Source organism: Oceanobacillus indicireducens, assembly GCF_014647195.1.
GTDB classification, from domain to species: Bacteria; Bacillota; Bacilli; order Bacillales; family Amphibacillaceae; genus Oceanobacillus; species Oceanobacillus indicireducens.
In genome coordinates this window covers 170932-184398 of record NZ_BMOS01000001.1, presented here as the reverse complement: position 1 = coordinate 184398, position 13467 = coordinate 170932, and the positions used below count along the sequence as shown (strand labels likewise).

General features: G+C 41.7%; 9 protein-coding genes. All 9 read right to left on the bottom strand.

Features of this window, described 5'->3' with window-relative positions; all coding sequences use genetic code 11:
• Nucleotides 1–34 precede the first annotated feature (34 nt).
• Nucleotides 35–1318, bottom strand: a complete 1284-nt coding sequence (gene ftsA / locus IEX94_RS00880) for a cell division protein FtsA (RefSeq protein ID WP_188855649.1) — start codon at nt 1316–1318, stop codon at nt 35–37.
• 217 nt (nt 1319–1535) lie between these two features.
• Nucleotides 1536–2363 carry a cell division protein FtsQ/DivIB gene (locus tag IEX94_RS00875; RefSeq protein WP_188855648.1) on the bottom strand — a complete coding sequence of 276 codons (828 nt, stop codon included), beginning with the start codon at nt 2361–2363 and terminating at the stop codon, nt 1536–1538.
• A gap of 369 nt (nt 2364–2732) precedes the next feature.
• Nucleotides 2733–3845, bottom strand: coding sequence for a stage V sporulation protein E (gene spoVE / locus IEX94_RS00870; RefSeq protein ID WP_188855647.1), 1113 nt, complete (start codon nt 3843–3845; stop codon nt 2733–2735).
• 72 nt (nt 3846–3917) lie between these two features.
• A complete protein-coding gene (gene murD, locus IEX94_RS00865) occupies nt 3918–5267 on the bottom strand; it encodes a UDP-N-acetylmuramoyl-L-alanine--D-glutamate ligase (protein ID WP_188855646.1) in 1350 nt (449 codons plus the stop codon).
• Nucleotides 5264–6247 carry a phospho-N-acetylmuramoyl-pentapeptide-transferase gene (gene mraY, locus IEX94_RS00860; protein ID WP_156855535.1) on the bottom strand — a complete coding sequence of 328 codons (984 nt, stop codon included), beginning with the start codon at nt 6245–6247 and terminating at the stop codon, nt 5264–5266. The genes murD and mraY overlap by 4 nt, the downstream gene beginning before the upstream one ends.
• Nucleotides 6248–6264: 17 nt before the next feature.
• On the bottom strand, nt 6265–7650 hold the full coding sequence (locus IEX94_RS00855; RefSeq protein ID WP_188855645.1) for a UDP-N-acetylmuramoyl-tripeptide--D-alanyl-D-alanine ligase: 1386 nt from the start codon (nt 7648–7650) through the stop codon (nt 6265–6267).
• Nucleotides 7651–7652: 2 nt separating this feature from the next.
• Nucleotides 7653–9125 (bottom strand): UDP-N-acetylmuramoyl-L-alanyl-D-glutamate--2,6-diaminopimelate ligase, encoded by a 1473-nt coding sequence (locus tag IEX94_RS00850; protein WP_188855644.1) that lies wholly within the window; start codon nt 9123–9125, stop codon nt 7653–7655.
• Nucleotides 9126–9189: 64 nt separating this feature from the next.
• A complete protein-coding gene (locus tag IEX94_RS00845; protein ID WP_188855643.1) occupies nt 9190–11112 on the bottom strand; it encodes a stage V sporulation protein D in 1923 nt (640 codons plus the stop codon).
• Nucleotides 11113–11192: 80 nt separating this feature from the next.
• Nucleotides 11193–13460 (bottom strand): penicillin-binding protein, encoded by a 2268-nt coding sequence (locus IEX94_RS00840; protein WP_188855642.1) that lies wholly within the window; start codon nt 13458–13460, stop codon nt 11193–11195.
• Nucleotides 13461–13467: the final 7 nt, after the last annotated feature.

Here is a 13467-nt window from a genome sequence, read left to right as displayed (position 1 = left end):
AGATGTTTAAAAGCTGATTCATCTAATCTTTGAATCAATCAAAGAAATATTTAAACAGATTAGCAATTCCAGATTCTTTCTTTTTCTTTTTCTCTTTTGGTTCTTTCGGTTTTACTTGTTTCGGATTCCGTTTTACGTTTGGTTCGTGTTCCACTTCGGTAACAGCTGGGTATAACTGTTTCCCTTGGATTTTCGCATTTCGGTATGCAAATTGCAATATACCGACACCTGTTGTATAGAGCGGTTCCCTTACACCTATGTAATCCGGAATTGCAATGCGGACATTTGAGTAGAATAAGCTTTGAGCGAGCTCTAAAACTCCTGGCATCGCCATTGTTCCGCCGGTTAAAACAAATCCGCCCGGTAACTCAAGGAAGCCCATCCGTCTAATTTCTCGATCGGCAAACTCAAATATCTCTTCCATTCTTGCTTCAATCATATCAGAAATCTGCAACTGATTATACGTTTGTCTCTTATCACTGCCAATTATTGACACTTCAAAAGTTTCTTCTTCGTTCGCTTCATCATAATAAGCATAACCATAGTTAAGCTTAATATCTTCCGCTTCCTCTGTTGAAGTGCGAAGGCCAATGGACAAATCTTTCGTAATGTTGTCGCCGCCAAGCGCAATCGTACTTGTCGCAACGAGATAATCATTTTCGTAGATGGATACTGTTGTGCAACCGCCACCTACATCAATAAGGGCAACACCCATATTTTTCTCATCATCAGATAATGCCACAGCACCTGCTGCGAGCGGGGAGAGGCAGATATCTGAAACCTCGAGTCCTGCCCGCTCTACACACTTCAATGTATTATGTAAGACAGTCTTCGAACAGGTGATTAGTGTCCCTTCCATCTCAAGCCGAACACCAATCATTCCGCGTGGATCTGTGATGCCATCCAAGCCATCTACAATAAACTGCTCAGGAACCACATCGATAATTTCCCTTTCTGGAGGAATTGAAACCACCTGTGCTCCGTCTAGCACTCTTGTAACATCTTCATCGGTAATTTCCCTGTCTTCGCTTTGGACAGCAACTACACCATGACATGGTTGCAGCCAAATATGATTCCCGTTAATTCCAACTACGACACGATTAATTTCCATGCCTACCATTCTTTCCGCTTGCTCAACCGCATTCCGAATAGATTGCACCGTCTGATCGATATCGACAATCGCACCTTTTTTCATACCTAGGGACTTGGCAGTGCCAACCCCGATTATATTTAATGAATCATTCAATACTTCTCCAATAATAACTTTGATTTTCGTTGTTCCAATATCTAAACTTACTAGAATTTCGCTATTATTCAAGAAAAGGCACCCCCTCATTCAACATAATCGTTCAAGAACATGAACGGATCATTTTATCTTAAAGTTTCGTATTTTTCTAAGTCTTGTTAATTATTAATTCAACATGACAAAGATGATTTCCTTTAAAATAAGAAAATAATCTTGTCACCTTCTATACTTTTCGTGTGATTCATTCGTTTTTTGACGTTTTTACCTGATTATTAAAGGTTCATTCGCTTTATTCTTCAGATTCCTCCGTTTCAGACTCATCCATCGGCTCTTCTTCATTAGCGGCATCTTCATCATCCTCCGCTTCGAAAGCCTCAAAATAGACTCCGACACCCATATGTATAACACCTTTTACTTCTGGGTCAAGCTGGGAAACGACAGAAGGGTAAGTAGTCATACCTTCTGCAAAGTCTCGGATCGAACTTTGCACGATAAAACCATCGCTCATATAAAATAATACATTGTTCTTATTTTCTTCTGTTGGTTGCCAGTACATCTCAGAAATTAAGTCTAGAATATCTTTTGGTAATTTATTCAATTCATTAGCAGCTTTAGCCAAATATTCTTTATCTGTAAATCCGATTAATAACGGAGCGTCGCCTGTAAATGATTGATGCTCAATGGTTTCCAGAAGTTCCCCGCTTTCAAGCACCGGAAAATAGATCCCTTCTTCATCTTCGAGGATACCGATAATTTCTTTTTCCTGTACGGTGATCGCAACCGTATTTGGCAGTTTCCTATCCACCGTCACCTTGTCTATCATCGGACTATTCTCCAAGGATTCTTCAATTGCTGCAAAATCAATTGCCCAAATGTTTTGCTTCTCTGATAGACCGCTGATTTCCACAATCTCTTCATCTGGTATAAACGAGTTATTATGAACTGTTACTTGTTTTACCTCACTTAGTGGTGATTGGAGATAAACAATAATCGAGATTAGGAAGAAAAAGATTGTCATATAAAAAACTAAACGCCGATTCGCTTTTTTCTTACGGGCTTCTTTTAATTTTGGAATACGGTCCTCAATGGAAACAATATTCTTATTGTTTTTATTCATCTCCATTTCTTCCTTTGTCAGCATAGTAAATCTTTTTATTTTCACTTTTTATCGCTGATAACATAATTGTATAGAAATTCGACTTTGTTATCAGGTTATTAGAATTATATCATAGATTAGTATGTAATCGATAGTTTACTTGTCATAGATTTGAAAGTTTTTACTGGTAAAACAAGTAAACCATCAGTTTTATGAAAATTCATGCCGGATCAAACTTGTTTTTTAAAAATACAGTTCCACTACCAAAGTCCGCAGTCCCGATACTTCTCACTTTCCGCAGGTGGCTGGTTAGCCCGTGGAAAGCGAGAGGTGTATGAAGGATGCGGATGAACTTGGAAAGAAACAGTTTTTATCTAATTGTATTAAATGCTATATTTTCGAGTGGATGCTGATGTTTAGGAGGATGCCCACGGAGCAGAGGGTGAGAGTTAGGGATGAGCCTCCGTAACTTAGGAATGGAAGTGTGATTCCTGTGACTGGTATAAGACCGATGACGACACTGATGTTTATCATCACCTGTATAATCAACATCGCAACGATTCCTAAAGCCAAATACCTTGCAAAAGGATCAATGGATTCTAAAGCTATTTTAATCCCACGCCAAAGCATGACGAAAAACAATAGAATCAACCCTACTCCGCCAATGAAACCTAACTCTTCTGCAAGAATTGCAAAGATAAAATCAGTCTGCGGTTCCGGTAAGTAAAAGTATTTTTGTAAGCTATTACCCATTCCAAGCCCCATCAGCCCCCCTGGCCCTATCGCATACAAAGACTGGATAATCTGGAAACCGTCACCGAGAGGGTCTTCCCAAGGGTTTAGAAAGGCAACAATTCGATTTATCCGATATGGAGCCGATATGATTAAAAAAGCAAATCCAATCAAACCAACTAAGCCTAACCCTATAAAATGGGAGATTCTGGCACCCGCAATAAAAAGCATGATGACGCAAGTAAGTACTAAAACGAGACCTGTGCCTAAATCCGGTTGTAACATAATTAAACCGAAGGCCGTAAAAATGAGAAGCAGGGAAGGCAAAAATCCTTTCGTAAAAGAAGTGATATATTTCTGTTTTTCCGATAAAAGAGCGGCAAGGAAAACAATCAGGCCAAGTTTCATAAATTCAGACGGCTGAATACTAAATGCTCCGACACCAATCCAGCTGCGCGCCCCTCCCCGAATCATTCCAATTCCCGGGATTAGAACGAGGATAAGCAAAATGAAACAGCCAAGCAGAATAAAATTAGAATATTTCTTCCAAGTCGTATATGGGATCAGCATAAAAAAGAGCATCGCGATAAAACCGGCACCAGCAAACAGCAGTTGCCTTTTTAAATAATAGAACTCATCTCCAAATTTATAAAGCGACCATACATGTGAAGCACTATATACCATAATGATCCCAACAATTAAGAGTGCGACAATAACGGTGAGCAGCAAAATGTCTGGTCGGTTCTCAGCCTTTGTGAGATTCCTAAGCATGAAAAAACCCCTTTCTTCCAAGAATAGGGGCAATTCAACTATATTGCAATCCGTTCTATGTTGTCCAAGCCCCTATAACAGTTTATGCACGGCTTGGATAAACATGTCTCCTCTTTCTTCAAATGTACGATACTGATCCCAGCTTGCACATGCTGGCGACAAGAGGATCACATCATTCTCTTCTGAGATTCCGTAACCCTTTTGAACAGCATCTTCTACATTTTCCGCTGTTAAAACATGAGGAATACCTGCTTGTTTTGCTACTTCATTAAACTTTTCCTTCGTCTCTCCAAAGCTTACGAGGCCTTTCACATTTTTCAAATGAGGGATGAGCCCTGTAAGGTCATCGCCTCGATCCAGGCCACCTGCAAGTAGAATGGTTGGTTGTTTAAAGGAAGCTAATGCTTTTTCGGTTGCGAGCATATTCGTCGCTTTTGAATCGTTGTAAAAGTATCGGCCCTGCAAATTTGTTACATATTGAAGACGGTGCTCTACACCTGCGAAGGTTGTTAATACTCTTTCAATCCCTTCATTCGTTGCACCTGCCAATTTTGCTGCACAAATTGCTGCTAGGATATTCTCTAAATGGTGATCACCAACAAGAACAATTTTTTCTACGTCCATAATCTTCTCATTTTGGAAATAAATCGCTTCTCCATCGGACCAGGCACCATTTTGAACTTCCCTCGTAGTAGAAAATGGGATTCGTCTTGCTCTCGTATCAGCTATAGCTGTCGTGATATCCGAATCGTCCGCATTATAGATTAAATAGTCATCTTCCGTCTGGTTACGGAATATATTATATTTCGCTTGTTTATAATTTTCGAGTGATTTGTGATAATCAAGATGTGCTTGATAGATATTTAAGATGACCGCGATATTTGGCCGGAAATCTATCGTTCCTTGAAGCTGGAAAGAAGACAGTTCTAAAACTAATGTTTCATCATCTGTTAAACTTTCTGCAACCTCTGTAGCTACGATACCGATATTACCAGCTACTTTAACCTGTTGCTTGCTTTCCTCTAACATTTTAGTTGTAAGCGTCGTCGTTGTTGTCTTTCCGTTTGAACCGGTAATTCCAATTAATGTACCAGGAACGAGCTGATAGGCAATTTCTATCTCCGTCACAATTGGGATATTCCGCTTCACCGCTTCGATCAGTACGGGATTATCATAAGAAATACCCGGATTTTTAACGATGATTTCAATTCCTTCTAAAACAGATAATGGATGGGAACCCAGTACGATTTCGGCACCGAGCGCCACAAGGTCTTGAACGACCGTTGACTTGGTCGTCAATTGCTGGTCATTCACCCTTACTTGTTTACCATTTTTAAGTAATGTTTTTGCAGCTGCTGTTCCACTTCTAGCCAAGCCGAGAACGAGCACATGATGATATGGAAAAGCCTCTAGTTTTCTCAATTTAAGCCCACCTCAATAAAAATCCCTAATGCGGCAAACACGAATCCTACTAGCCAGAATGTGGTAACGACACGCCATTCCGACCAACCCATCAGTTCATAGTGGTGATGTAATGGGCTCATTTTAAAGACACGTTTACCAGTTGTTTTAAAGGAAATCACCTGGATGATCACGGATAATGTCTCAATAACAAAAACACCACCGATTATAACTAGGAGGATTTCCATTTTTGTAAGAATTGCTACAGCTGCTATTGCTCCGCCCAGTGCAAGGGATCCAGTGTCACCCATGAACACTTTAGCAGGGTGGGCGTTGAACACGAGAAAGCCCAGCAGTGCTCCTGCTGATGCCAGTGAGAAGACCGCAATATCGTTCTGCGGCATTCCATATACTGCTAATATTGCAAATGCCCCAAACGCAATGGCTGCTGTACCTGCAAGCAGTCCATCCAATCCATCCGTCAAGTTGACCGCATTGGAAGAACCTACGAGCATAAAAATTACTAAGATTGCATAAAACCAACCAAGTTCCCATTGGATATTCGTCCCCGGAATTTGGATATAGGTTGAAAAATCATTCGCCTGTAAAACAAAAAAGAATAGAAGTGCAATTACGATTTGGCCGATTAACTTCTGCAGTGAAGTTAGACCAAGGTTCCGCTTCATGACTACTTTGATGAAATCGTCAAGAAAGCCTACAAGTCCGTAACCGAATATGACGAGTAGTAATAACCAAACTTCGTATCCGATTGTTCCGCTCACTTTCCACACCATGATCAGCGAAGTGATTATTATGCTTAGTACGATCATAATACCGCCCATCGTTGGCGTACCGCTCTTTTTCTGATGTGATTCTGGTCCTTCTTCGCGAATACTTTGTCCAAACTTTAATCTTCTTAAAAATGGAATGAAAAGCGGCGAAAAAAGAACAGTAATTAAAAATGATATCCCTATCGTCATTATTAAAGTAGTTATATTCATGTCAAGTTCCCCCTCAATTACTGCTCCTTATCTTCTTGCTCCATCACGATATCTTCAACCATTGTTTCAAACTGAAGGCCGCGTGATGCTTTAAACAAAACAAGACTCATCTCTGTAAGGTGCTGATTTAATTCGCTCATTAATGCTTCCTTTGTCCCGAAGTGTTTACACTGAATTTCACTGTCCTGGACATTTTCAGTAATCAATTTTGCTTTTTCCCCATATGTATACAAGTGGGTGATTGGAGAAGAAATCACGTCCGCTATCGAGCGGTGCAACTGGTCTGCGTATTCCCCGAGTTCAAGAACATCACCGAGGACAAGTATTTTCGTATCGAAGCCTTCCATCTGTTTAATTACTTCAATTGCTGCTTTCATCGATGTTGGTGAGGCGTTGTACGAATCATTCACAACGGTTGCCTGATGTTGTTTTGACTTCAATAATTCAAAACGCATCGCCGAATGTGCCAGAGCTTGTAAGCCTGCTTCTCGTTTCTCCTTAGAGATATGAAGTAATTCGGCAATTTGAAGAGCGAACCCTGCGTTTTTTGCGTGATGCTTACCAAGTAGAGGAACCTGAAGGTGGCGGCCGTGAGCATCCGTGAAAGCTGTCCCACCTACTGTAATATCTACGTCACGAAGTCGGAATTCATTATCCGCATTAAAACCACAGCGGATAATATCCACTGGATCGTCCGTATGTATGTCTTGCAGAAGCGGTTCATCACCATCAACAATTAATGTGCCGCCTTCTTTTAGCCCATTGATTATTTCAAGCTTGGCTTTTGCAATTCCTTCCCTTGAACCAAGGTATTCAATATGTGATTCCCCAATATTCGTAATAACTGCATAATCAGGCTTTGCAATCTTTGTTAGTACATCAATTTCACCGAAACCGCTCATTCCAAGCTCGAGTACAAGCACTTCCGTATCACGGGGCATACTAAGAATTGTTAATGGTAAACCGATATGATTGTTCAAATTTCCTAATGTGGCATGTGTATTGTAAGTTGTCTTCATAATTGCGGCCACAAGGTCCTTCGTCGTCGTCTTCCCATTTGATCCGGTAATCCCGATGACAATTGGATTAATCTCATCTCGATAGTATGCGGCCAGCTTTTGTAAGCCTGCTGTTGTATCTTCTGTGAAAAAAACTGGAAAATCACGCGGGATAGAAGGAGGCAGCTCCTCCTTCTCATCCCATACAATTGCAACCGCGCCATTTTCTATCGCTTGTTCCACATAATCATGGCCATTAAGCTGATCCCCGATAATCGGAATAAATAATGCATGATCTGTTTTCAACCGACTATCTGTTGTAATTCGATTGATTGCAAGAGAATCATCAAGTGATTCATGATGGTTCGTAAATACGTATTTTAATTCTTTCACTGTAAATAACATCGTTAAAACTCCTTATTTAAAAACGCGTTTTTAGCTACAATCCGGTCGTCAAATGGATATTTCTCACCGGCAATTTCCTGATAGGTTTCATGCCCTTTCCCTGCTATTACGACAAGGTCGCCAGCTTCGGCTATAGACATGGCTTTCTCGATTGCGGCTTTCCGGTCGATGATTATCTCATAAGTTTGCTCATATCCATCCAATGCCTGCACCATATCATCGATAATCGCTCGCGGATCTTCGGTTCGGGGATTATCTGAAGTGAAAATTGCATAATCTGCATGCCAAACGGCTTCCCGCGCCATAAGCGGGCGTTTCGCCGGGTCACGGTCTCCGCCACAACCAAGTACACAATAAAGCTTCCCCGTTTTAAGTTCCTTGCATGTTTCAAGAATATTTTTCACCGCATGAGGCGTATGAGCATAATCCACAATTACTCCGAACGGTTGCCCGAAATCGACCGTCTCGAATCGTCCAGGAATTGGTGGAACAACCTGAAGTGTATCTTTAATGATATGCAGCGGAATATCGTTTATCAGCGCAGCAGAGGCCGCTGCAAGCATATTATAAATATTAAACTTGCCGGTAAGCCTACTCGTAATTTTAACCGTTCCGACTGGTGTTTTCAATTGAAATATCGTACAGTCTTGTGAAAGCTCAATATCATCAGCCATTACGTCTGCTTCACTATCTATTCCATAGGTTATAGTTGGAAATGCACTCGTTTTTTTCAGCATTCCTACATATTTATCGTCTGCATTGATAATGGAATACTTTCTTCTCCCGTCATAAGTGTTCCCGAGTCGTGAGAATAATTGACTTTTAGCAAAGAAATAATTGAACTCATTCTTATGATAATCCAAATGGTCCTGACTTAAATTGGTAAATATTACCGTATCAAAATCACAGCCATATACTCTTCCTAAATCAAGACCGTGTGATGATACTTCCATAATCACCTGTTCAACCCCTGAATTCCTCATGTCGTGAAAAAGCTGTTGAAGGATGAGCGCGTCTGGCGTCGTATTATTCGTTTCCTTAAGGCGTTCCCCAACTTTATTATGAATTGTCCCGATCACACCAGTTTTCTTTCCAAAATGGTTGTATATTGCATCGAGAAGATAGCTGACCGTTGTTTTCCCATTTGTTCCTGTGATTCCGATTAAAGGGAGCGCTGTTGTTGGACTGTCGTAAAATGCACTCGCTATTATTGCAAGAGCCCGTACCGAATCATTCACATAAATAACCGGAACCTTGCTCTCGACTTCTTTCTCTGCAATAATGACGCGCGCGCCCTTTTCAATCGCATCTTGAACGTAGAGATGCCCATCTGTCTGAAAGCCTTCAATACAGATGAATAAACTTCCTGGCGTCACTTGGCGGGAATCTGTATAGATAGCAGTTATCTCTATTTCCCCAGCTTCTTCAGTCAAGCTTATAAAAGGCAGCGTCTGAATCAATTCGCTTAATTTCATCGGTTCACCCTTCTCCAAAGAACTATACCGATGGGAAAAGGATGACAATCAATCTATCAATCTATTATTCACTTAAGAATATCCGGATTTTTGCTCCTTGTTCTACTTTTTCACCTGGGCGTGGTGCTTGATCAATAATCTCTCCACCACTTCCGCTCACATCCACAGATAAATTCAGCATGTACTCCGAAAGTTCTTCTGGCTTCAGTCCAATTAAATCAGGTACTTCTACAAGCGGCTCTTCCGGCCATTGATATTCTTTCTCTAATCCATCTGAACGCTTTTCCACTCCCATGACCGGTAAACTATCCCCGATAATTTTTCCGACAATCGGCGCTGCAACAACTCCTCCAAATTGAACTGTATTCTTCGGGTTATCGACAGCTACATAGACGACGATTTCCGGGTCATCCGCCGGTGCGAAACCGATAAAGGAAACAATATAGTTATTTTGCATATAGCGACCATCCGGACCTACTTTTTGTGCGGTTCCTGTCTTTCCTCCCACTCGGTACCCTTCAACATATGCAGGTCGGCCCGTCCCCTGTGCAACTACAGATTCAAGGGCATAACGTAATTCCTCTGACGTTTCCTCGGCAATCACCTGGTGCTTAATTGTCGGTTCAATCCGTTCGACAACTTCTTCCGTAACGGGATCAAGCCACTCAGAAGCTATATAAGGCTCATATAAAAATCCGCCATTTACAGCAGCTGCTACAGCCATGACCTGTTGAATAGGTGTAACAGATACACCTTGCCCGAAAGCTGTCGTAGCAAGTTCGATTGGTCCTACATTCTCGGGATTAAAAAGGATTCCATTTCCCTCTCCTTCCAAATCGATCCCTGTTTTCTTACCAAAACCAAACGAATCAATGTAAGAAAACAGTTTCTCCGTTCCGAGCAGTTGCCCCAAGTTTACAAATCCGGGGTTACAGGAATTCTGTACAACTTCAAGATAACTTTGGTGACCATGCCCTCCCCTTTTCCAGCAGCGGATATGGGTTCCAGAGACATTAATATCTCCATCATCATGGAAATGACCGTCATGAAGATCAATTACCTTTTCTTCCAAGGCGGCAGCAAGCGTGATTATTTTAAAAGTAGACCCTGGTTCATATGTGCTCCAAATCGGCAGATTCCGGTCAAACACTTCCGCATCTGCTTCCTGATAATATTCCGGGTGAAAATTTGGTCTCGTCGTCATTCCGAGGATGCCACCAGTTTTCGGATTGACTGCGATAGCCATTGCACCGTCAGGATTATATTTTAAAGCTGCTAAGTCCATTTCGCGTTCTAATATTGCTTGTACTTGAGAGTGAATTGTCGTTTTTAAATGCATTCCATCCATTGGTGGGGTATATACGTCAGCAAGCGTATCTAACCGGTTGCCACGCGCGTCCGAAAAGAAAGATAAGCTACCTACCGACCCTTTTAACTTTTCATCATAGTATTGCTCGAGGCCCATTAATCCCTGGTTATCGATACCGGTAAATCCAAGTACATGGGAAAGGGATGTTTCATAAGGATAATGGCGCTTCGAATCTTTGGCCAAATAGACCCCGGGAAGGTTTAATGTACGAATAGCCCGCTCCTTTTCATCTGAAATCTTAATTCCTTCTGGCCGGATGGTCACACTTGATGCTGGTTTTGTGATCGTTTCATATACTTTATCCACCGGGGCTTCTAACACTGCTGCTAGCTCTTTCGCAGTCGTTTCGGCATCCGTTACCTGTCTCGGTACGATAGTCACGCTTGGAGCGGTGACATTTTCAGCAAGCGGCGTCCCGGTCATATCCAATATTTTCCCTCGCTCTGGAGCAAATTGGATATCCCTTGTCCAAAGTTCATTCGCTTCTTCAAACAATTTGTCCCCCATTACAAATTGGACATAGGCCAACCTGAAGATGATGATAAGTAAAATAAATAAGGAAAAAAGAAAAACAGTGACAATTCGTTTTTTGACTGTAATCGTGGATACGCGTTTCATACCTGCACTCCTCTTCATAGATAGGCTTGTATCCACTATATGAGCTTCAAAAAACGAATAGAACACTGTTTTCCTTGTCTTTATTCGTTTGTTTCCTCTTGTTCTACATCTGTTTCTTCCGCTTGTTCATCATCTGCTGATTCGTCTTCTTGAACTTCTTCTCTTTCTTCCCCCGGAGGGAGCAGTTCGATACCTAGATAAGAACCTTCTCTTAACGAAGTGCCCGGCTCAACGCTTTGCATTACAACATAGCCGTTTCCGAAGCTTTCAAGCTGTAAATCGAGCATATCTGCGAGCTCGACAACTTGGCGTTGAGACCACCCCATTATGTCTGGCATTGCTGGTTCATCCGTGACGAGAATAATATGTTTTGTCGGTAGGATTTTTTCTCCTGCTGTCACATTAGCTTGCACTACTTGTTTTCCACTACCAACTGTAGTCACGTTAAATCCTTTTTCTTCAAGTTGAGCAGCTATTTTCTCTGGATTTTTTCCCGTAAGTTCAGGAATTTCAACTCGTTCAATTTCTTCGATATCTTCACCGTCTGGATCGATATTTAAATAATGTAAACTGTTTTCCATTACGCTTTTCACTATAAAAGAAACAGGTTGAGATCCATGTTCATCAGCTTCAAGCTTAGGCTGCTGCACAGAGACGAACATGACCAATTCCGGATCTTCAATCGGGGCCATTCCTAAAAATGAAAAGATCATATTTTCCCTGCCTCTTAAATACCCGCCTCCATCCGCGCTAGGGATTTGAGCTGTACCAGTCTTCCCACCAATCGAGTAATCTTCAAGGCGGAATTGTCTTCCCGTACCATTTTTCCCTTCAACAACCCGCTGTAATAGACCGCGTACTTGTTCTGCGGTTTCTGGGGATATTGGTTCGGAAACAACTTCCGGTTCATTTTGATCAATTACCTCAGAAGTCGATGGGTCGACAATTTTATTGATGACATATGGTTTCACCATTTTTCCATCATTTGCAATTGCAGTTGCTGCTTTCATCATCTGAATTGGCGTAACCGTACTTCCTTGACCAAAGGAAGTAGTGAGTTTTTCACGAGGCCAATTATATAAAATCTCACCGGTAATTTCCCCTGGCAAATCGATTTCTGTCGTTTTATCCATATCAAATGCATGCAGATAATCTAAAAACTTCTCTGTTCCTAACTTCTCCCAAACGAGCTTCGAAGCTGCCACGTTTGAAGAACGTTCAAATCCTTCATCAAAGGTGATTGTTCCCCAACCTTTTCCTTCGTTTACATCTCGGATCGGGATGATTTTCTCATTTACGTTATATGTTCCAGATAAGTATGTCTCATCGCCGTTATATACGCCTTCCTCAATCGCAGCGGCCCAAGTAAACATCTTCACAGTAGAGCCCGGCTCAATTGGAGTGGAGATAACGTCATTATACCAATTCTGTACGTCTTCCGGATTGTTCGGATTATAGCTTGGTCGACTACTCATTGCTAGGACTTCCCCGGTCTTCGCATGCATCACTACGGCCGTCATCCGTTCCGGGCTATAGGAAGACTCTACCGTAGACATTGCCTCGTCCAACAATGTTTGGATTTTTTGATCTAGGGTTAAGTAGACATCATTTCCATCTTCTGGTTCTTTAATAACTTCATTCGGGTTCAACAGTTTTGAATTATACAAATCCCGCTGGTAAGAAATATAGCCATTTTTCCCTCGAAGCAAATCATCCATCTGCTTTTCCATACCAGTTACACCCGAAATTTCAGACTTGATTTCTCCATTCTCGTCTTCAAATTCCGTTTCCCTTGCAAACCCGATGATGTGCGATGCGAACACGCCATTTGGATAAAAGCGCATCGCCTCTTCATCAAAGTAAATTCCTGGTAATTTAAGTTCTTCAATTTCTTCTTTCTGCTTCTGACTAAGTTGCCGGCCAGCATTACCGAATTCCACTTGGAATCGCGGCGGATCGGCATCCAGACCCGCTTGTAAAGAATTACGGATGTCACTTGCTTCCACATCTAATATTGGAGCAAGGGCTTCAGCAGTCTTGTCAACATCCACAACGTGCCGCGGTTTCTCAGGGTCTTCCGAGTATGCATCATCGAGAATGGCAAATACACGGTATGTCGGCCGGTCATAGGCGAGGATCATACCGTTCTTATCGAGAATTTTGCCACGTTCTGCCGGGAGCGTATAGGAAGAGGTACGTTTTTGTTTCGCCCATTCTTCCAATGAAATATTATTTACTTCTCCAGTTGCCTGGATGTAAATAAATCTGCCCGTTAGCACGATAAAAATCGCTACAAAAAAGATGATTAGTATACCCGCCATCATATGTGTCGTCTTGTTTTTCCTCATACGATAA